The following is a 20,249-nucleotide window of genomic DNA, read 5'->3' as shown; positions in this document are numbered from 1 at the left end:
AGCCTGGCGCCGTGCCGGGCTCGTTGCGTCAGCGGTGATTGGAAAGGGGCATCTCTGGTGCCGTATGCAGCGCGCCAACGGCATCAGAGCGGTTGTTCGTTCGTCAGCCATAAAGGTGCTTCGCCAGTCATCAATCGGCTTGTGCATCACGCAGCTCGTCCTCTGCCTCAGCCAGCTTCTGCTTGCGTTTCTCGATCTTCTCCGGCGAGCCATCCTTCAGAGCTTCTTGCAGATCAGCTTTACGCTCGGCCACTTCCTCACGTGCCTCTTCGATCTTTTCCTGCCGCTCGGCTCGGAGCCCTGCGTCGGTGCAGTTCGCCTGCACTTTCTCTAGCGCGGTCTCCAATCCCCGGACACGCCCGGCGTTCCCATGCGTCTGGGCATGCTCAAGTTGTCGAGTGATTTCCGCTTTTTTTTCGGCACAGCTCTCCTGTGCCTGTGCCAGACCCGCGACTAGCATCAGCGTAATGGTGGCGACTGCATAGTTCATCTGCGCACTCCTCTTGAAGTCCTACAAACCCTAGCAGCATCCTGTGCTCAGCGACTAACGCCGCACTGAACGACAGCAACAACTCCTGACCGATCCCCGAAACTGTTCTGAAAGACTGGCCCAAACCTCCAGCAGCCGGAGGTGGCCGATGCGTCGCCATTCTCCGGTAGTACTGCGGCCCAGGACCGAAACCACGCCGTTGAGTGCTCACTGAGCAATAACACTTCCAATTGCCGGTCGCCATCGAGATTGCCGGTCGCCATCGAGATCGATCGCGAACAGGCGGCAAACGGCACCACAGCGCTGAGCCCCGACGGCCCGCCCAAGCGATCCGTCCGGGGTCATCTGCGCAGCAGCGCCGTTGCGCCGCATGACTGGGGCCATTGCTCTTCTAGCGAGTTCCGGGAACTTCAGGTGGAGCCCCAACCCCGGCGCTGTGAAATCATGCGAATTGATCCTGCTTCGTGATGCGCCGCCCATCGCCTCTCAAGCGTTCCCATATGCTGCCGCCTCGCTGCACGCGCTACGTCTTCAAGCTTGGCGCGCCGCGTCCCGAGCCATTACGCCGTAGGCTCGCTTTGGAGCCGGCAGCACTCAAAGTCGGCTAGATGGTCCGCCGGGACGCCTGGGCTTGCATCACTTCGCGTTCAGGCGTTTCATGCATAGCCATTGGCTATCCACCCCAGGCTAGACGGAGTTTTGCGATGGACTTTCCGACCAACCGAGCGCTACGCATCGGACTGATCGCCGACACCCACGGCCTGCTGCGCCCCGAGGCGCTGGAGCGCCTGCGCGGCTGCGATCACATCGTCCATGCCGGCGACATCGGCAAGCCGGAAATCCTGCAGGCGCTCGAACGCATCGCGCCGCTCTCGGTGGTGCGCGGCAACAACGATCAGGAAGATTGGGCCGAAGCGATTCCGGAGCGCCTGGTCATTCACTTCGGCCGGGTCTCGCTCTATCTGCTGCACGACCTCAAGGAACTGGACATCGATCCCGCCGCCCAGGGGATTCGTGTTGTCATCAGCGGACACTCGCACAAACCGGCGGTGAACGAACGCGATGGGGTGATCTACCTCAACCCGGGCAGCGCCGGCCCGCGGCGCTTCAAGCTGCCGATCAGCCTGGCGTTGCTGCATATCCAGGGCCGCGACGTGAAACCCGAACTGCTGACGCTCGAGTAAGCCTCAGCGGCGTTCCCACACTTCGCAGGCGTAACCCGGACGGTCGCCCTCGGCGGCGTGCTCGTCGCGACTGACGCAGTGCCATTGCGCCTCATCCCACGCCGGAAACAGGGCATCGCCCTCAGGCGCCAGGTCAACGCGGGTCAGATAAAGGCGTTGCACCTGCGGCAGCGCCTGCGCGTAGAGTTGCGCCCCGCCGATCAGCATCTGCTCGCTAGCGCCCTGTTCACGGCCCCAGGCATCGCCGCGTGCCAGCGCTTCATCGAGACTGGTGAAAGCTTCGGCGCCCTCGGATGAATAGTCCGCCTGACGACTGATTACCAAGTTGAGCCGGCCAGGCAGTGGCCGCCCGAGGGACTCCCAGGTCTTGCGCCCCATGATTACGGGTTTGCCGAGGGTCACGGACTTGAAATACTTCAGCTCGGCGGGCAAGTGCCAGGGCAGGCGGTTGTCGACGCCGATGACGCCGTTGCGGGCGACGGCGACGATTAGAGCGAGGGGCAGACGAGTGGTATTCATAAGGGGCGAGAATATCAGAGTAGAGCGGCGGATGACGTGCCAGGAACTTGTCACTGTCACCTCCTCGCAACAGGCGTCTAGAAAAGCGTCAAGAGTTCGTCATCTTATTGAGGCAGCCTTTTGGGCTCCTACCCCGAGGAGACGCCATCATGGCCGACAATAAAACCGCTGTGCTCCGCAACTGGTTCGCCGCCTGCAGCCTGCTGCTGCCGCTTGCAACGTTCGCCGCCTCCAGCGACGAAACTGCGGCCTTGTCTAAAGACCGCACAGACGCCGAACCGCTGATCGTCGCCCACCGCGGTGCCAGTGGTTACGTCCCCGAACACACCCTGGCGTCCTATGCGCTGGCGGTGATGCAGGGCGCCGACTATGTTGAGCCGGACCTGGTGATGACCAAGGATGGCCAGCTCGTCGCCCGCCACGACAACGAGCTCGGGCTGACCACCGACGTCTCGCAGCGCCCGGAATTCGCCGACCGCAAGCGCACCCAGACGGTCGACGGCGTGAACCTCACCGGCTGGTTCAGCGAGGACTTCACCCTGGCCGAGCTGAAGACCCTGCGCGCCATCGAGCGCATCCCGGAGATTCGCCCGGGCAACGCCCGCCTCGATGGCGGCCTGGAAATTCCGACATTCCAGGAGATCATCGACCTGGTCAAATCACTGCAACTGAGCCAGCAGCGCGTGATCGGCTTGTACCCGGAGCTCAAGCACGGGACTCACTTCCAGCAGTTGGGTCTGGCGATGGAAAAGCCACTGGTTCGCATCCTGCAGCGCAACGGCTACAACAGCCCGCGCTCGCCGGTGTACATCCAGTCATTCGAAGTCGACAACCTCAAGGCACTGAGCCGCATGACGTCGATCCGTCTGGTCCAGCTGTTCGGCGGCGGTCAACCCTATGACCAGCAGGTTCGTGGTACTGGCCTGACCTATGCGCAGATGGCAACCCCGGCTGGGCTCAAGGACATCGCCCGCTACGCCGCCGGCGTCGGCCCGGACAAGAGCTATATCATCCCGCGCGACGCCAACGGCAATCTCGGCACGCCTACCCGCTTCGTCGCCGACGCCCATGCGGCCGGGCTGAAGGTCCACCCCTACACCTTCCGCGCCGAGAACGCGTTCCTGCCCACCAACCTGCGCGAAGGCAGCGAGCCGCAGGACCGTGGCGACATCGAAGCCGAGATCCGCGCCTTTCTCGATACTGGCATCGATGGCCTGTTCATCGACCAGCCGGACGTCGCGGTGCAGCTTCGTCAACGCCTGAACCCGTGACGACCTCACCGCAGCCAGGGACGGCCGCGGTGGCTCACAGAATTGCGCCCGCCTTGCGCAGGGTTGCCAGCTCCTCGGGGCCTTTGCCCAACACCTCGCCCAGCACGGCATCCGTGTGTTGCCCATGCAGCGGCGGCGCCGTAGCCGCTACCGTTGGCGTGCGCGAAAAGCGCAGCGGGCTACGCACCATGCGCACTTCCCCAGCCACCGGATGCTCGGCGCTGATCACCAGCTCGCGGTAGCGCGCTGGCTCCGAGGCGAATGCCTGCGCCACATCCTTCACCTCGCCCACCGGGATGCCCTGCTCACGCAGCGCGTCGATCAACGCCGCGTTGGTCCACTGCATAAAGGCGTCCTGGAGCAAGGGCAGCAATTCATCACGATGACGGGTGCGCCCAGCGTTGAGGGTAAAGCGCGGGTCTTCATACAGCTCAGGGCGCTGGAGTACCTGATGGCACAACCGCCGATACTGATCGTCATTGCCCACCGCCAGGGCGATACGGCCGTCGGCACTGTTGAACAGCTGATACGGCACGATGCTGGCGTGGGCATTGCCGTACCGCCCGGGCACCTTGCCGGTATTCAGGTAGCCAGACGCGACGTTGGCGAGAAAATGCAGCGCGCTGTCGGACAGGGCGATATCGAGCGACTGGCCCTGGCCCGATTTTTCTCGCTCGTACAGGGCGCCGAGAATGCCCTGCACCGCGTTCATTCCCGTCACCAGATCGATGAAGGCGACGCCAAGGCGCATCGGCTCGCCGTCCTGCTCGCCTGTGATCGACATGAAGCCACTTTCAGCCTGGATGATGAAGTCGTAACCCGGCCGATTCTCCAGCGGGTTGTCATGCCCGTAGCCGGTGATCGAGCAATGCACCAGCCGCGGGTTGATCGCCTGTAATGTCGAATAATCCAGACCCAACCGTTTGAGGCTGGCCGGCAGAAAGTTCTCGACCAGCACGTCCGCTTCGGCCACTAGCTCAAGTATCAGCTGACGACCCTGAGGCGTGGCCATGTCGATCGCGAGACTTTGCTTGTTGCGGTTGGCGCTCAAATAGTAAGTCGATACACCGCCGCGCTCAGGGGGCATCCAACTACGGGTATCGTCGCCGCCCTTGATGTTCTCGACTTTCCAGACGGTCGCGCCCAGGTCTGCAAGTGCCATCGTCGACCAGGGGCCAGCGAGGATACGCGTCAGGTCGAGCACCTTGATACCTTGCAATATGGCCATGACCTGTCTCCTTTTGCTTGTTCTTATATCGAGCGGATCAAACTAACAAGTTGGGTCCGTTATCCGCTTGAGAGTGTTCGGTAAACGCCCACTTTCATAACTCTTATTTGACCTGCACAAGCGGATGAATACAGGAACCAACTCGACCTAAAAAGGTAGGGCATTACACTGCTTGACTTGGCTGTGTAAAAAGTCCGAACTTGCTCAGCACTTCGCCGGGCTCGCTTAGTTCAGGCGAACATCCACAACAATAAAAGAGGATGAACCATGCCGCCCCTGCTGAAACTCTTTTCACGCCTGCTCATCGCGGGCGCAAGCCTTTCGTTGATCGCACCGGCACAGGCCGAATGGCCCAGCGAGACCGTGCGCTTGATTGTGCCGTATGCACCCGGCGGCACCACCGACGTCCTTTCGCGCAAAGTCGCCGACCTGTTGCAGCAGGAGATCGGCACCGTGGTCGTGGAAAACCGCCCAGGCGCGGGTTCGACCATGGCCACCGCGCAACTGGCCCGGGGCGGTCGCGGCGCCGACCACACCATCCTGATGGCTTCGCCGGGCCACACCATCGGGCCGGTGCTCTACAAGAACCTGCGCTACGAGCCGGTGAAGGACTTCCGGTTCATCCGCAACATCATCGAGATCCCCAACGTGATGACCGTCCCGGCGAACAGCCCGTACGACAGTCTCGGTGCGTTCGTCGAGGCGGCCAAGACGAAGGAGCTGACCTTCAGCTCGGCAGGCGTAGGCAGCTCGATTCACATGTCCGGTGAGCTGTTCAAGACCATGACCGGCGCGAAGATGACCCACGTGCCGTTCCGCGGCAGCGGTGAAGCCTTGCCAGCTCTGCTCAGCGGCGACGTGGACGTGTCGTTCGAGAACATGCCGACCGTCCTCGCTCACATCAAATCGGGCAAGCTCAGGGCCCTGGCGGTCACGTCCAAGGAGCCATCGCCGTTCCTGCCTGGCGTCGGCACCGTCTCTCAGCTCGGCGCCGATCAAGGCCTTGGGGAGTTCGTCACCACCGCCTGGTTTGGCCTGATCGCCGACGATTCCATGCCCGACGAGGCCGTGACACGGTTGCAGACGGCACTCGAAAAGGTGATGGCTGATCCCGGCTTCCTCGAATTCGTCGCCCAGGTGGGTGGCGAGCCCGCCGCCCAGGCAGGCGACGCCTTCCGCGACTACGTGGCCGAAGACGTCGAGCGCTGGAGCGCCGTAGCCGGCCAGGCGCAAATCGAAGAGTAAGCGAACGCCTCGTCCCTGGAGGGCACATGAACGCAACGCCATCGAGCCCTCCACGGTGGGCGAACCTGAACACCCTGCTTGGCATCGTCTGCCTCATCGCGGCGCTGGTGTTCCTGTTCTATCTCGTACCGCAGCACATCGAGCAGGCGCCGCGTTTGCAAAACCCCTTGCAGTCGCCGCGCTGGCTCCCCACGGTCGCTGGCTGGATCATCCTGCTGCTGTCCATCGCGCTGGTGATCGAGGGCTGCCTGCGCCCGCCGCAACCGGAAGAAGGCAAGGGCGAAACCGGCCAGGACAGGGCACCGGCGTGGCGCTGGTTGTTGTTGCTGGTCGCATTGGCTAGCTACTGGCTGCTGTTCGAGGCGCTCGGCGCGATCGTTGCCGGTGTGCTCGCCACCGTGCTGTTGTTTCTTGCGACCCCGGTGCGCAAGCCCTGGCTCTACGGGCTGGCGGTCCTGCTGCCGTGGCTGGTGTGCCTGCTGTTCATCCATGTGCTGAACGTCCCGCTGCCCTCGGGCAGCCTGTGGGAATAAGACCACCCTTCGCCTGATCGGAGCGCTCAATGGAAGGTCTCAACGAGGTGCTCACGCTGTTCCTGAGCATCGACAACTTCATCGCCATCGGCGTTGGGGTACTGATCGGCGTGATCGTGGGCGCCATCCCGGGGCTCACGGCCACCATGGCCGTGGCGCTGGCACTGCCGTTCACCTTTTCACTGGCGCCGGTCACTGCGATTCTGCTGCTGGTGGGTATCTACAAGGGCGGCATGTACGGCGGCTCGGTGACGGCGATCCTGATTCACACGCCCGGCTCGCCGGCCTCAGCCTGCACCCTGCTCGACGGCTACCCACTGACCCAGCAGGGCAAGGCCAAGAAGGCGCTGCAAATGGCGCTCTACTCCTCCTGCATCGCCGACGTGCTATCGAACCTGGCGCTGATCCTGTTCGCCAGCTACCTGGCCAAGATCGCGCTTAATTTCGGCCCGCCGGAGTTCTTCTGGCTGATCTGCTTCTCGCTGACCATCATCATTTCCATTGCCGGAGAGTCGGTGATCAAGGGCCTGATCGTCGCGTGCCTTGGGATCATCATCTCCTGCATCGGCATGGACGCGGTACACGGTACTCAGCGGCTGACCTTCGATAACTACAACCTGATGGACCGGGTCTCGTTCGTGCCCCTGCTGATCGGCCTGTTCGCAATCCCGGAGGTGCTGGACTTCTACCTGAAGAAGGCCTCGCCGCACATCCGCGCGGCCTCCAGCGGCGTGGGTCTGACCATGAAGGAACTCAAGGCGAGCATGAGCAGTATCGTCAGGGGCAGCCTGATCGGCGTGATCATCGGCGCCATACCGGGCACCGGGGCGACGGCGGCGGCCTTCATCTCCTACAGCGACGCCAAACGCCGTTCGCCCAACCGCGCCAATTTCGGCAAGGGCGAGCTCGACGGCGTGGCGGCCGCCGAATCGGGCAACAATGGCGTGGCCGGCGCGACGCTGATCCCGCTGCTGTCGCTGGGCATCCCGGGCGACGTGATCACGGCAATCATCCTCGGTGCCTTCATGATCCACGGACTCACCCCTGGGCCGGTGCTGTTCCAGGAAAACCTGCCGGTGGTATACGCGCTGTTCTGCGGCATCATGATCAGCTCCGTGGTGCTGCTGGCGGTGGGTCACGGGGTGATTCGCTATTTCTCGCTGATCGCCGAGATCCCGAAGGCAGTGCTGCTGCCCATCGTGCTGCTGTTCTGTGTGTACGGCGCCTTCGCGGTGAATAACAGTGTGTTCGATATCGGGCTGATGCTGTTCTTCGGCGTGGTCGGTTACCTGTTCAAGATCACCGGTTTTGCCACCGCGCCGTTCTTGCTCGGCTTCATCCTCGGGCCGATGTTCGAAGACAATCTGCGCCGCACGCTACTGATCGGGCGCGGCGATCCAATGATCTTCTTCCGCGGGCCGATCACCTGGTGCTTCATCGCGCTGACGCTGCTGTCGCTGTTCTTTGCCCTGCGGCGCTACTGGCTCGAGCGCATCCGCACCGCGCCTTGACCAGGCAGAGGCGACAAGCGCGGCGCGTTGCACGTACTCTTTCGGCTGACCGGTGTCGGACGATCACCTTCGCCCGACGACGGTCCAACCGGACTACAGCCTGCGAGAGTACGCGTGCCCCATACCCCGCTCACACCTCTTGATCGCCTCTGGCTGACCGAAGCCGTGCGCCTGCGCGAGGAACATGCCGGTCCGCTGGAAGATGCCGAAGCCAACCGCCAGGCGCGTACCCTGGGTGGCGACCTACCGGCGTTGATCGAAAGCCGGGCGCTCTGGCTGGCGCGCCGTGACGGCCTCGTCGACGCGCTACGGCATTGGCGCCAGGGCGCCCGCCTGGCCGGTCTCGGCCTGGTGCTGCTGGCCCTGATGACCGGCGCCGGGCTCGGGCTTGCTGCGCTTGGAGACGGCCAGCGGCCGGTCAACGTGTTCTGGGCGCTGGGCAGCCTGCTCGGGCTCAACCTGCTGACGCTGATCGGCTGGGTGCTGGGGCTGCTCCTTGCCGGCGACGGAGGTGCCCTTGGCCGTCTCTGGCTGTGGCTCAGCGAAAAGCTGGCGCGCGATGCCCGCGCCGCCCAGCTTGCCCCAGCATTGTTGTCGGTGATGCACCAGCGCCGTCTGGGGCGCTGGGTGCTGGGCCTCGGTGTCCATGGCCTGTGGACCCTGGCGATGAGCAGCGCCCTGGTCACCCTGCTCGCCCTGCTGGCGACGCGGCGCTACGGCTTCGTCTGGGAAACCACCATCCTCGGTGAGGCCACTTTCATCTCGCTGACCCAGGCCCTCGGTGCGTTTCCGGCCCTGCTCGGCTTCAGCCTGCCTGACATCGAGCAGATCCGCGCCAGCGGCGGCACCGGCGGCGTGGAAAGCGCACGCCAGGCCTGGGCCGGCTGGCTGGTGGGCGTGGTGCTGATCTATGGGCTGCTGCCACGCCTATTACTCGCACTGCTGTGCCTATGGCGCTGGCGGCGGGGCCGCAAGGCGTTGCAGCTCGATCTGCAGCTGCCGGCCTACCGCCTGCTACGCGAACGTCTGCAGCCGCCGAGCGAGCGTCTGGGCGTCAACGACGAGGCGCCCTCGCAGCTACACCTGCCCACCGCCGGCAACCACCTGGCCGGCGACGAAGGCGCGCTGCTGGTGGCGATCGAGCTGGACGACAGCCGGCCCTGGCCTCCCGTGCTGCCCACGGGCGTGGCCGATGCCGGCATCCTCGACGACCGCGAGCAGCGACGCCGCCTGCTGGAGCAGATGAGCCGCTTCGTCCCGGCGCGCCTGGTGATCGCCTGCGATCCGCTTCGCTCGCCGGATCGCGGCACCCTGGCGCTGATCGGCGAGTTGTCGCGCTGCGCCGGCAGTACCCGCGTCTGGCTGCTGCAGGCACCCGCCGGGCAGGCGCTGGACAGCGATCGCCTGAACGACTGGCACCAGGCGCTCGACGCGCTGGGCCTGCCTCACGCGAGCACCTCCCCCCTGACCTGGCTGGAGACCGGCCATGACTAGATCCGTCGAAGGCGACCGCCCATGAGCCGCCCGCTGAAACTCGCCCTGGTCGGCCACACCAATGCCGGCAAGACCTCGCTGCTGCGCACCCTGACGCGTGACGTCGGCTTCGGCGAGGTCTCGCATCGCCCCAGCACCACCCGCCATGTCGAGGGCGCGCGGCTATCGGTGGATGGCGAACCGCTGCTCGAGCTCTACGACACACCCGGGCTGGAAGATGCCATCGCCCTGCTCGACTACCTGGAACAGCTGGAGCGACCGGGCGAACGCCTCGATGGTCCCGCGCGGGTCGCCCGATTTCTCGAAGGCAGCGAGGCGCGGCAGCGCTTCGAGCAGGAAGCCAAGGTGCTGCGTCAGCTGCTGACCTCCGACGCCGGGCTCTATGTGGTCGATGCCCGCGAGCCGGTGCTGGCCAAGTATCGGGACGAGCTGGCTGTGCTCGCCGCCTGCGGCAAGCCGCTGCTGCCGATCCTCAACTTCGTCGCGTTGCCCGGCCACCGCGAAGAACAGTGGCGCGAGGCCCTGGCGCGCCTGGGCCTGCATGCCCTGGTGCGTTTCGACAGCGTGGCGCCGCCGCTCGATGGCGAACGGCGTCTGTACGAAAGCCTCGCGCTACTGCTGGAGACCTCACGCCCGCAGCTGCAGCGGCTGATCGAGGACCACGAGGCGCAGGCGGCCGCGCGCCTGGCCGAAGGCGAGCGCTTGATCGCGGAGCTTCTGATCGACGCGGCGGCCTGTCGGCGCAGCGTCGCTGTCCAGCCCGAGCTGGAGCGCCAGGCCATCGGCGAGTTGCACGACGCGGTGCGCGGCCGCGAACAGCGCTGCGTCGAAGCCCTGCTGCGGCTGTATGGGTTCCGCCCGCAGGACGCCTCGGCCAGCGATCTGCCGCTGCTCGACGGGCGCTGGGGTGACGATCTGTTCAACCCGGAAACGCTGCGTCAGCTCGGCGTCAGGATCGGCGGAGGTGTCGCGGCCGGAGCGGCAGCCGGCGCCGGGGTCGACCTGCTGGTTGGCGGCATCACCCTCGGCGCGGCGGCGCTGCTCGGCGCGATGGTCGGCGGCGGCGCGCAGACGGCGCGCCATTACGGCAACCGGCTGCTGGACAAGCTCAAGGGCCAGCGTGAGCTGACCGTGGACGACGCCGTGCTGCGCCTGCTCGCCTTGCGCCAGCGCCAATTGTTGCAGGCGCTGGCCCGCCGCGGCCATGCCGCCGTCGACGCCGTGCGCCTGGAGGCGCCGCAGGACAAGACCTGGCGCGAAGGCAAACTGCCCGCCGCGTTGCAGCGTGCTCGTGCGCACCCACGCTGGTCGTCGCTCAACCCGGGGGCAACCCTGCAGCAGGCCGAACGCCAAGTAGCGCTGGCGGAACTCGCCGGCGAACTCGCCCGCGATTGAGGCGTCGCATCGTGCAGGGCCCGCTTAAAGCCGCAGGCCGCGCAACTTCCCGTCCTTCATGAGGCCCTGCATGGTTCAGCACATTCTCGTCGCTCACGACCTCAGCGCCGAAGCCGATCTCGCCCTGCGCCGCGCCGCCCAGCTGGCCCGCCAGGCCGGCGCCCGGCTCAGCCTGGTGCATGCCTTGGACGAGGGCGCGAGCCACGCCTCGGCGGAGGAGTACCTGCGAGGCTGCCTGCGCGATTACGGCCTGCGCGAGGTGGACCCACGGATTCGCCAGGGACGTCCGGTGGACGAAATCCTCGCCCAGACCACTGGACTTCAGGCGGACCTGCTGGTGCTCGGCGCACACCACCGGCAATCGGCCCAGGGATTTGCCGGCACCACCCTCGAGCGGGTGCTGCTGCGCTGCCCGGCCGCCGTCCTGCTGGCCTTCAGTCCCAACCTCGCGCCCTACCAGCGCGCCGTCGCCGCGCTGGATTTTTCCGGTAGTGCGAGCCGCGCGTTGCGCTGCGCCTGCAGCCTGTTGCCGGCCACTGGCGTGCTGCATGCGCTGAATGTGCACGAAATTGCCGAGATCCATGGCGCCGACGAGGACGGTCTGAGGCTTCAGCGCGAACTCTTCGACCAGTTGATCGAGGATCTCGTTGGCGACCAGCCCGAGCTCCGGGACCGCCTGACCCACGCGGTCCGCCAGGGCGAGCGCAGCAATTGCCTGGACGCCACCATTGCCGAACAGCGCCCGCAGCTGTTGGCCCTCGGCGGTCACAGCCGCGGCGAGCTGAGCAGCGCCCTGCTCGGCAGCCTCGTCCGACAAGTGCTGGAGCGACCGCCGTGCGACCTGCTGATCGCGCCCTAATGGCTCTCCAGCAGGTCGTGCAGGTCGACGAACTGGCGGGTCAACTTGTGCCGCGGGTCCAGGTGCACCAGCGGCAGACAGGCCTGGTGCGACTCGCGCATGCGCACCGAGCTCATCAGGTACACCGGCAGGACGGGCAGCCCTTCGGCCACTAGCTCATCGATGATCTGCTGCGGCAGCGCGGCGCGTGGCTGGAACTGGTTGACCACGATGCCCTCGACCTGCAACGCCTCGTTGTGGTCTTCCTTGAGGTCGTCGATCTCGGCGAGCAGGCTGTAGAGGGCCTGACGGGAAAAGCTGTCGCAGTCGAAGGGCACCAGACAACGATCCGCGGCGATCAGCGCCGAAACGGTGAAGAAGTTGAGCGCTGGCGGCGTGTCGATGTAGATCCGCTCGTAATCGCTGGACAGCTCGTCGAGAAGCTTTCTCAGCTTGTTGATCTTGTGCTTGGCCTCGAGCTTGGGCTGCAGGTCCGCCAGTTCTGCGGTGGCGGTGACGATGTGCAGCAGGTTGAAGGGCGTCTCGTAGATATCCGGGCGAGCCTTCTTGGCCGCAGGCCCCGAGGACAGGGTCAGCTTGAAGTAGTCGGCAATGCCGGTGGGGATGTCGTCACCGGTCAAACCGGTCAGGTAATGGCTGGAGTTGGCCTGGGCATCCAGGTCCACCAGCAGCGTGCGGTAACCCTGGGACGCGCTGACGGCGGCCAGGTTGCAGGCAATGCTGGACTTGCCGACACCGCCCTTCTGATTGAACACCACGCGGCGCATGGTCATCTCCCTTTCGTCTGCATTCCTGGAGTCTATACACACCACAAGACAGCGGCGCGACCGTGCGGCCGGTTGCGCCCGGCAAAACCCCTGCTACGTTTATTCAGACCAATAACAATAATAGGTAACACCCCATGACCATTACGCCCCGCGAGCCCCGGCGACAGCCGCGCTTTTCCCCCATAGCGCCAACCCTTCGCCACTCCGCCCCTCCCTTTCCGCCGCACTGCCCCTGACCTGACGCCCCCGGCATGCGCACCCGATGCGTACCGCCCGCGCCGCCTGTGCTCTGCGCCTGGCGGCCAGTCCTCGCACGTGGCTCGCGCGGGCCAGCTGCGCAGACTCGTTCATTCGAAACATCCCGCGGCCGGTCCACGAACCGGACTGCCGCGTCATGTGTGCGGTTCATCTAAGGAGACACCCATGAAGCTTCTGGCAATCGCAACGGCAAGCGTGATCGCGGCATCCGGCGCCAGCGCCTCGGCCGCAGAAATCTCGGACGGCAAGGTGAAGATCGGCATCCTCAACGATCAATCCGGGGTCTATGCGGATTTCGGCGGCAAGTGGTCGGTCGAGGCGGCGCGGATGGCCGCCGAGGATTTCGGCGGTTCGGTGCAGGGCGCGCCGATCGAGATCGTCACCGCCGACCATCAGAACAAACCCGACATCGCCTCCAACATCGCCCGCCAGTGGTACGACCGCGAGCAGGTCGACGCCATCATGGAGCTGACCACCTCCTCGGTGGCGCTCGCCGTGCAGGGCATTTCCAAGGACAAGAAGAAGATCGACGTGGTGACCGGCGCCGCGACCGCCGAATTGACCGGCAAGCAGTGCTCGCCCTATGGCTTCCACTGGGCCTACGACACCCATGCGCTGGCAGTCGGCACCGGGGGCGCGCTGGTGTCTCAGGGCGGGGATACCTGGTACTTCCTGACCGCCGACTACGCCTTCGGCTATTCGCTGGAGGAACAGACCTCCACCTTCGTCAACGCCAACGGTGGCAAGGTGCTCGGCGCGGTGCGCCACCCCCTGTCGAGTACCGATTACTCCTCTTTCCTGCTCCAGGCGCAGTCGTCGGGCGCCAAGGTCATTGGCCTCGCCAACGCCGGACTGGACACCGCCAACGCGATCAAGCAGGCCGCCGAGTTCGGCATCGTCGCCAGTGGCCAGCGCCTGGCCGCGCTGCTGTTCACCCTCGCCGAGGTACACGGATTGGGTCTCGAAGCGGCGCAGGGGCTGACCCTTACCGAAAGTTTCTACTGGGACCGCGACGATCAGTCCCGCGAGTTCTCCCAGCGCTTCTTCAAACGCACCGGCCGGATGCCGAACATGATCCATGCCGGTACCTACTCGGGCGTGCTGCAGTACCTCAAGGCCATCGACAAGGCCGAAACCGACGCCACCGAAGCGGTCGCCGCCGCGATGCACGAGATGCCGGTCGAGGACGTCTTCGCCCGCAACGGCCGTGTCGGCGCCAATGGCCGGCTGATCAGCGACGTTTACCTGATGGAGGTGAAGAAGCCCGAGGAAAGCAAGCAACCTTGGGATTACTACAAGGTGCTGGCCACCGTGCCGGGCGACCAGGCCTACATCAAGCCGGCCGACAGCGGCTGCCCGTTGGTCACGCCATGAGCCTGGCCAGCGCGCGTGGCGAGGCGGCGCTGCCGGCAGGCGACCCGTCCTCGCAGCCATCCCAGGTGGTTCTCTCGGCACGCGGTCTGCGCCGGGAGTTCGGCGGATTCGTCGCGGTGAACAACGTCGACATCGACGTCGAGCACGCGCGCGTCCACGCTCTGATCGGTCCCAACGGGGCCGGCAAGACGACGGTGTTCAACCTGCTGACCAAGTTCCTCCAGCCCACCAGCGGCAGCATCCGCCTGCTCGACCAGGACATCACCCGCAGCGACCCGGCGAAGGTCGCGCGGATGGGACTGGTGCGCTCGTTCCAGATCTCGGCGGTGTTTCCGCACCTCTCCGTGCTGGACAATGTGCGCGTCGCCCTGCAGCGCCAGAACGGCCTGGCCACGCAGTTCTGGCTGCCGCTGCGGGCGCTGGACCGGCTGAACGAGCGAGCCCTGCAGCTGCTCGAGGCGGTCGGTTTACAGGAGGCGCGCCACCGCGCTGCGGCCGACCTCTCCTACGGCCGCAAGCGGGTGCTGGAGATCGCCACCACCCTGGCGCTGGAACCCAAGGTGCTGCTGCTCGACGAGCCGATGGCGGGGATGGGCCATGAGGACGTGCACACGGTCTCGGCGATCATCCGCGAGGTGGCGCGCGAGCGGGCGGTGCTGATGGTGGAACACAACCTGAAGGTGGTCGCCGAACTGTGCGACCGGGTGACGGTGCTGCAGCGCGGCGAAATCCTCACCTCCGGCGACTACCGCACGGTCAGCGGGGACGAGCGCGTCCGCACCGCCTACATGGGGACCGAAGATGACTGAGACCAGCCCGCTGCTCAAGGTCCGCGCGCTCAACGCCTGGTACGGCGAAGGACATGCCCTGCAGGGCATCGATCTCGATGTGCGGGCCGGCGAGACCGTGACCCTGCTCGGCCGCAACGGCGTGGGCAAGACCACCGCCCTGCGCACCATCATGGGCATCATCCGCAGCCGCACCGGCAGCATCGAGTTCGACGGACGGGACATGATGCGCGTGCCGCTGCACCGCACCGCCCACGCCGGCATCGGCTACGTGCCCGAGGAACGCGGCATCTTCGCCACCCTCACGGTGTACGAGAACCTCAACCTCACGCCGGTGGTCGCCCGTGGCGGCATGTCGCTGGATGAGATCTACACGCTGTTTCCCAACCTGAAGGAGCGGCGCAACAGCGCCGGCACCAAGCTCTCCGGCGGCGAACAGCAGATGCTCGCCATCGCCCGCATCCTGCGCACCGGAGCCCGGCTGCTGCTGCTCGACGAACCCACCGAGGGCCTGGCGCCGGTGATCGTCCAGCGGATCGGCGAAGTGCTGGTCACGCTCAAGCAGCGCGGCATGACGATCCTTCTGGTGGAGCAGAATTTCCGTTTCGCCAGCAAGGTGGCCGACCGCTTCTACGTCGTCGACCACGGTCAGGTGATCGATCACTTCGCCGTCGAGCAACTGCCCGACCGCATGTCCATGCTCAACGAAGCCCTGGGGGTCTGATGACGACAATCTTCGGCGTACCGCTGCAGGCGTTTCTCGGACAGCTGCTGATCGGCCTGATCAACGGCTCCTTCTACGCCATGCTCAGCCTGGGCCTGGCGATCATTTTCGGCCTGCTCAAGGTGATCAACTTCGCCCACGGCGCGCAGTACATGCTCGGCGCCTTCGCCGGCTATCTGCTGCTGACCTGGCTGGGCATCGGCTACTGGCCGGCGCTGCTGCTGGCGCCGCTGCTGGTGGGGCTAATCAGCGCTGCGATCGAGCGTTTCGCGCTGTCGCGGCTGTACAACCTCGACCACCTCTACGGCCTGCTTTTCACCTTCGGCCTCGCGCTCGCCCTGGAAGGCACCCTGCGCTACTTCTATGGCTCTTCCGGACAGCCCTATGCAGTCCCTAAGGAGCTCGCCGGGGGCTACAACCTGGGCTTCATGTTCCTGCCCAAGTATCGCGCCTGGGTGGTACTGGCCTCGCTGGTGATCTGCCTTGGCACCTGGCTGCTGATCGAGAAGACCCGCCTGGGCGCCACCCTCCGCGCCGCGACGGAGAACCCCACACTGGTGCGCGCCTTCGGCATCAACGTGCCGCTGCTGCTGACCTTCACCTACGGGCTGGGCGCGGGGCTTGCGGGGCTTGCCGGCATCCTCGCCGCGCCGATCTACCAGGTCAGCCCGCTGATGGGCTCGAACCTGATCATCGTGGTGTTCGCCGTGGTGGTGGTCGGTGGCATGGGCTCGATCCTCGGCGCGATTATCACCGGCTACCTGCTCGGCATTCTCGAGGGGCTGACCAAGGTGATCTACCCGGAAGCCTCGAACATCGTGATCTTCGTGATCATGGCCATCGTGCTGCTGGTCAGGCCCGCAGGCCTCATGGGGAGGGACGCCTGATGGAAAGCACACTGACAGCCCCACGACGCCGCTTGAGGGCGGAAACAGTACTGATTGCGCTGGGCATCGTCGCCCTGGTGCTCGCTCCGTTGTATTTCTACCCGGTGTTTCTGATGAAGGTGCTGTGCTTCGCGCTCTTCGCCTGCGCCTTCAACCTGCTGCTCGGCTACACCGGCATCCTCTCCTTCGGTCATGCGGCGTTCTTCGGCGGCGCGGCCTACTTCACCGCCCATGCCGTCAAAGAATGGGGACTCTCACCGGAGCTGGGGATTCTGGTGGGCGTCGCGGGTGCGGCGCTGCTGGGGCTGGTGATCGGCTTTCTGGCGATACGCCGGCAGGGCATCTATTCGACGATGATCACCCTGGCGCTGGCGCAGATGTTTTTCTTTTTTTGCTTGCAAGCGCCGTTCACCCATGGCGAGGACGGCATCCAGGGCATCCCTCGGGGTCGGCTGCTGGGGCTGATCGATCTGGCCGAACCACTGAACATGTATTTCTTCGTGCTCGCGGTGTTCCTGCTCGCCCTGCTGCTGATCTGGCGCATCATCAATTCGCCCTACGGGATGATCCTGAAATCGATCCGCGAGAACGAAAACCGCGCCATCTCCCTCGGCTATTCGGTGTATCGCTACAAGCTCGGCGCCTTCGTCATCTCCGCCGCCCTGGCCGGCCTTGCAGGCGGGCTGAAGGCTTTGGTGTTCCAGTTCGCGACGCTGACCGACGTGAGTTGGCAGATGTCCGGCGAAGTGGTGCTGATGACGCTGCTCGGAGGTATAGGCACCCTGGTCGGGCCGGTGTTCGGCGCCGCGCTGGTGACCACCCTGGGGAACTACTTCGCGACCTCGGAGCTGCCGGTGACGCTGGTCACCGGCATCATCTTCATGCTCTGCGTGCTGGTCTTCCGGCGCGGCATCGTCGGCGAGTTCTATGCCTCGAAACTGGGCCGCAAGCTCGAGCGCCGCGCGGGCGACTGAATGTCGCCCGCAGCGCTGGATCAGAACTCCAGGCAGATCTTGCCGAAGTGGGCGCCCTGCTCCTGGTGGCGGAACGCCTCGGCGATGTCCTCCAGGGCGAAGCGGCGGTCGATCACCGGCTTTAGCCCCATGGCGTCGATGCCGCGGACGAAATCCTGCTGCTCGCGGCGGCTGCCAACGATCAAGCCCTGCAGGCGGGCTTGCCTCGCCATCAGCAGGGACGTTGGCACCTCGCCGCCGCGCCCGGTGAGCACGCCGATCATCGAGATATGCCCACCGATGCGCACCGCCTCGATCGACTGCGGCAAGGTGCCCGGGCCGCCTACCTCGATCACATGATCGACGCCGCGCCCGTCGGTCAACGCGCGCACCTGCTTGCCCCACTCGGGCTCGGCCTTGTAGTTGATGCCGTGGTCGGCACCCAGCTCGCCCAGGCGCTGTAGCTTTTCATCCGAAGACGAGGTGGCGATGACCCGCGCACCCATCGCCTTGGCGATCTGAAGGGCGAACACCGAAACCCCGCCGCTGCCCAGCACCAGCACCGTGTCGCCAGCCTTGAGGCCACCATCGACCACCAGTGCCCGCCAGGCCGTGAGCCCTGCGGTGGTCAGGGTCGCCGCTTCGGCATGGCTGTAATTCTGTGGCGCCCGAGTGAACCAGTTGGCCGGGCACACCACCGCCTCGCGGGCATAGCCGTCGATGCCGTCGCCCGGTACATGGCTGAAATCGCCGACGGCCGGCGGCCCGTCCTGCCAGAGCGGGAAGAAGCACGACACCACCGGATCGCCCGGAGTGAATTCGGTCACGCCCTCGCCCACGGCGTCGACCACCCCGGCGCCGTCGGCCATCGGAATCCGACCATCGGCTGCCGGCGACTTGCCGGAGACGACCAGATAATCGTGAAAATTGAGCGAGCTGGCGTGCAATCGAACGCGAATCTCGCTAGGGCCTGGCTGGCCCGGCTCGGGATGGTCGACCAGGCGCAGACGGTCAAGACCGCCCGGCGCCTCGATGCTGATGGCTTTCATCGTCTTTCCTCCGTAAGGGTGGAAAGATTCAGACCGCAACAGGCGCCTTGATGTGCGGATGGGCCTCGTAACCGACCAGTTCGAAGTCCTCGAAGCGGAAGGCGAAGAGATCCTTCACGTCCGGATTGAGCTTCATGGTCGGCAGCGGCAGCGGCTCGCGGGTCAGCTGCAGGTCGGCCTGTTCCAGGTGGTTGGCGTACAGGTGGCAGTCGCCGCCGGTCCAGATGAAATCGCCGGGCTGCAGGTCGCAGACCTGGGCGAGCATCAGGGTCAGCAGCGCGTAGCTGGCGATGTTGAAAGGCACCCCGAGGAAGATGTCTGCCGAGCGCTGGTACAGCTGGCAGGAAAGCTTGCCGTCCGCCACGTAGAACTGGAACAGCGCGTGGCATGGCGGCAGGGCCATCTCGTCCACCAGGGCCGGGTTCCAGGCCGAGACGATCAGCCGGCGCGAGTCCGGGTTCTTCTTGATCATCTCGACGAGCTTGGCGATCTGGTCGATGGACTCTCCATTGGGCGCTGGCCAGTTGCGCCACTGGTAACCGTAGACCGGCCCCAGGTCGCCGTTCTCGTCGGCCCACTCGTCCCAAATCCGCACGCCGTGCTCCTTCAGATAGGCGATGTTGGTCGAGCCCTGCAGGAACCACAGCAGCTCGTGGATGATGGACTTGAGGTGGCATTTCTTGGTGGTGACCAGCGGGAAGCCTTCGCCGAGGTCGAAGCGCATCTGGTGACCGAACACGCTGTAGGTGCCGGTGCCGGTGCGGTCGCTCTTGAAGGTGCCGTGCTCGCGCACATGGCGCATCAGGTCGAGGTACTGTTTCATCGAGGGCACTCGGAAAAAAGGGCTGGGCGAATAGTAAGACGCCCGGCCCCGGTTGTCGCGCGCACGGGCCGGGCGGTTCGACTCAGGCGATGGCCTTGGGTGCGTTGTGGCGGTAACCCCACGCCATCATGCCGGCGCCGAGCAGAATCATCGGCACGCAGAGCACCTGACCCATGGTCAGCCAGCCGAAGGCAAGGTAGCCAAGCTGCGCATCCGGAACGCGAACGAACTCGGCGATGAAGCGGAAGATGCCGTAGCAGATCGCGAACAGGCCGGAGACCGCCATGGTCGGGCGCGGCTTGCGCGAATAGATCCAGAGGATCACGAACAGGGCCACGCCTTCGAGGGCGAACTGATAGAGCTGCGAGGGATGCCGTGGCAGCTGCGCCGGATCGCTGAAGCGCGGAAACACCATCGCCCAGGGCAGGTCGGTGGCCTTGCCCCAGAGCTCGGCATTGATGAAGTTGCCGATCCGGCCGGCACCCAGGCCGATCGGCACCAGCGGCGCGATGAAGTCCATCAGCTCGAAGAAGCGCTTGCCGTTGCGCCTGGCGAAGATCCAGGTACACAGCAGCACCCCGATCAGGCCACCGTGGAACGACATGCCGCCCTTCCAGATCTGCAGAATCAGCGTCGGGTCGTTGAGGTAGGCGGCCAGGTCGTAGAACAGCACATAGCCGAGGCGCCCACCGGCAATCACCCCCAGCGCCACCCAGAACACCAGATCGGAGAGTTTCTCCTTGCTCCAGGTGGGATCGAACGCCGCCAGCCGGCGCGAGGCCAGCCACCAGGCGCCGCCAATACCGATCAGGTACATCAGGCCATACCAGTGAATCTGCAACGGGCCGAGAGATACGGCCACCGGGTCGATATTGGGATAAGGCAGCATCCCGCTCT

The 20,249-nt window shown here is 65.3% G+C and carries 20 protein-coding genes; 13 read left to right on the top strand and 7 right to left on the bottom strand.

The window, feature by feature from the left end; translation table 11 throughout:
• Positions 1-130 precede the first annotated feature (130 nt).
• Positions 131-490 carry a DUF1090 domain-containing protein gene (locus tag G7026_RS07930; RefSeq protein WP_181070208.1) on the bottom strand — a complete coding sequence of 120 codons (360 nt, stop codon included), beginning with the start codon at positions 488-490 and terminating at the stop codon, positions 131-133.
• A 704-nt stretch (positions 491-1,194) separates the two neighbouring features.
• On the opposite strand from G7026_RS07930, the gene G7026_RS07925 reads away from it, so the two are divergent.
• Positions 1,195-1,674, top strand: coding sequence for a metallophosphoesterase family protein (locus G7026_RS07925; RefSeq protein WP_181070207.1), 480 nt, complete (start codon positions 1,195-1,197; stop codon positions 1,672-1,674).
• A 3-nt stretch (positions 1,675-1,677) separates the two neighbouring features.
• Here G7026_RS07925 and G7026_RS07920 read toward each other — a convergent pair whose 3' ends face one another.
• The gene (locus G7026_RS07920) at positions 1,678-2,193 is read right to left on the bottom strand and encodes a dihydrofolate reductase (protein WP_181070352.1); all 516 of its coding nucleotides are present in this window, start codon (positions 2,191-2,193) and stop codon (positions 1,678-1,680) included.
• A gap of 149 nt (positions 2,194-2,342) precedes the next feature.
• On the opposite strand from G7026_RS07920, the gene G7026_RS07915 reads away from it, so the two are divergent.
• Positions 2,343-3,464 carry a glycerophosphodiester phosphodiesterase gene (locus G7026_RS07915; RefSeq protein ID WP_181070206.1) on the top strand — a complete coding sequence of 374 codons (1,122 nt, stop codon included), beginning with the start codon at positions 2,343-2,345 and terminating at the stop codon, positions 3,462-3,464.
• Between the two features lie 34 nt (positions 3,465-3,498).
• Here the strand turns inward: G7026_RS07915 and G7026_RS07910 are convergent, their stop codons facing one another.
• On the bottom strand, positions 3,499-4,692 hold the full coding sequence (locus tag G7026_RS07910) for a CaiB/BaiF CoA transferase family protein (protein ID WP_181070205.1): 1,194 nt from the start codon (positions 4,690-4,692) through the stop codon (positions 3,499-3,501).
• Between the two features lie 267 nt (positions 4,693-4,959).
• On the opposite strand from G7026_RS07910, the gene G7026_RS07905 reads away from it, so the two are divergent.
• The 6 genes from G7026_RS07905 (at position 4,960) to G7026_RS07880 (ending at position 11,729) form a co-directional block, all read left to right on the top strand.
• Positions 4,960-5,937: a Bug family tripartite tricarboxylate transporter substrate binding protein gene (locus G7026_RS07905; RefSeq protein WP_181070204.1), complete on the top strand. Its 978-nt coding sequence runs from the start codon at positions 4,960-4,962 to the stop codon at positions 5,935-5,937.
• Between the two features lie 26 nt (positions 5,938-5,963).
• On the top strand, positions 5,964-6,470 hold the full coding sequence (locus G7026_RS07900) for a tripartite tricarboxylate transporter TctB family protein (RefSeq protein ID WP_181070203.1): 507 nt from the start codon (positions 5,964-5,966) through the stop codon (positions 6,468-6,470).
• 29 nt (positions 6,471-6,499) lie between these two features.
• Positions 6,500-7,981 (top strand): tripartite tricarboxylate transporter permease, encoded by a 1,482-nt coding sequence (locus tag G7026_RS07895; protein WP_181070202.1) that lies wholly within the window; start codon positions 6,500-6,502, stop codon positions 7,979-7,981.
• Positions 7,982-8,095: 114 nt separating this feature from the next.
• Positions 8,096-9,475 (top strand): DUF2868 domain-containing protein, encoded by a 1,380-nt coding sequence (locus G7026_RS07890; protein ID WP_181070201.1) that lies wholly within the window; start codon positions 8,096-8,098, stop codon positions 9,473-9,475.
• Positions 9,476-9,496: 21 nt separating this feature from the next.
• On the top strand, positions 9,497-10,870 hold the full coding sequence (locus G7026_RS07885; RefSeq protein WP_181070200.1) for a GTPase/DUF3482 domain-containing protein: 1,374 nt from the start codon (positions 9,497-9,499) through the stop codon (positions 10,868-10,870).
• A 70-nt stretch (positions 10,871-10,940) separates the two neighbouring features.
• The gene (locus G7026_RS07880; protein WP_181070199.1) at positions 10,941-11,729 is read left to right on the top strand and encodes a universal stress protein; all 789 of its coding nucleotides are present in this window, start codon (positions 10,941-10,943) and stop codon (positions 11,727-11,729) included.
• Here G7026_RS07880 and G7026_RS07875 read toward each other — a convergent pair.
• Positions 11,726-12,496 (bottom strand): ParA family protein, encoded by a 771-nt coding sequence (locus G7026_RS07875; protein WP_181070351.1) that lies wholly within the window; start codon positions 12,494-12,496, stop codon positions 11,726-11,728. The two genes, G7026_RS07880 and G7026_RS07875, sit on opposite strands and share 4 nt — an antisense overlap.
• A gap of 423 nt (positions 12,497-12,919) precedes the next feature.
• Between G7026_RS07875 and G7026_RS07870 the strand changes: the two genes are divergently transcribed.
• From G7026_RS07870 to G7026_RS07850, 5 genes are read left to right on the top strand one after another with little or no spacing between them, the layout of a single operon-like run.
• The gene (locus G7026_RS07870) at positions 12,920-14,128 is read left to right on the top strand and encodes an ABC transporter substrate-binding protein (RefSeq protein ID WP_181070198.1); all 1,209 of its coding nucleotides are present in this window, start codon (positions 12,920-12,922) and stop codon (positions 14,126-14,128) included.
• Positions 14,125-14,937 carry an ABC transporter ATP-binding protein gene (locus G7026_RS07865; protein ID WP_181070197.1) on the top strand — a complete coding sequence of 271 codons (813 nt, stop codon included), beginning with the start codon at positions 14,125-14,127 and terminating at the stop codon, positions 14,935-14,937. The genes G7026_RS07870 and G7026_RS07865 overlap by 4 nt, the downstream gene beginning before the upstream one ends.
• Positions 14,930-15,640 carry an ABC transporter ATP-binding protein gene (locus G7026_RS07860; protein ID WP_181070196.1) on the top strand — a complete coding sequence of 237 codons (711 nt, stop codon included), beginning with the start codon at positions 14,930-14,932 and terminating at the stop codon, positions 15,638-15,640. Before G7026_RS07865 ends, G7026_RS07860 begins: the two co-directional genes overlap by 8 nt.
• Positions 15,640-16,527, top strand: coding sequence for a branched-chain amino acid ABC transporter permease (locus G7026_RS07855; protein ID WP_181070195.1), 888 nt, complete (start codon positions 15,640-15,642; stop codon positions 16,525-16,527). Before G7026_RS07860 ends, G7026_RS07855 begins: the two co-directional genes overlap by 1 nt.
• Entirely contained in the window at positions 16,527-17,501 is a 975-nt protein-coding gene (locus G7026_RS07850) for a branched-chain amino acid ABC transporter permease (protein ID WP_181070194.1), read from the top strand. The genes G7026_RS07855 and G7026_RS07850 overlap by 1 nt, the downstream gene beginning before the upstream one ends.
• Before the next feature lie 20 nt (positions 17,502-17,521).
• On the opposite strand, the gene G7026_RS07845 is transcribed toward G7026_RS07850, so the two are convergent.
• From G7026_RS07845 to lgt, 3 genes are all read right to left on the bottom strand, one after another.
• The gene (locus tag G7026_RS07845) at positions 17,522-18,529 is read right to left on the bottom strand and encodes a zinc-dependent alcohol dehydrogenase family protein (protein ID WP_181070193.1); all 1,008 of its coding nucleotides are present in this window, start codon (positions 18,527-18,529) and stop codon (positions 17,522-17,524) included.
• 28 nt (positions 18,530-18,557) lie between these two features.
• Positions 18,558-19,352 (bottom strand): thymidylate synthase, encoded by a 795-nt coding sequence (locus G7026_RS07840; protein WP_181070192.1) that lies wholly within the window; start codon positions 19,350-19,352, stop codon positions 18,558-18,560.
• A gap of 82 nt (positions 19,353-19,434) precedes the next feature.
• Positions 19,435-20,241 carry a prolipoprotein diacylglyceryl transferase gene (lgt, locus tag G7026_RS07835; RefSeq protein ID WP_181070191.1) on the bottom strand — a complete coding sequence of 269 codons (807 nt, stop codon included), beginning with the start codon at positions 20,239-20,241 and terminating at the stop codon, positions 19,435-19,437.
• Between the last annotated feature and the right edge of the window lie 8 nt (positions 20,242-20,249).

The organism is Stutzerimonas azotifigens (genome assembly GCF_013522725.1).
In the GTDB taxonomy this organism is placed as follows: domain Bacteria; phylum Pseudomonadota; class Gammaproteobacteria; order Pseudomonadales; family Pseudomonadaceae; genus Stutzerimonas; species Stutzerimonas azotifigens_A.
This window is presented reverse-complemented; position numbering and strand designations above follow the sequence as displayed.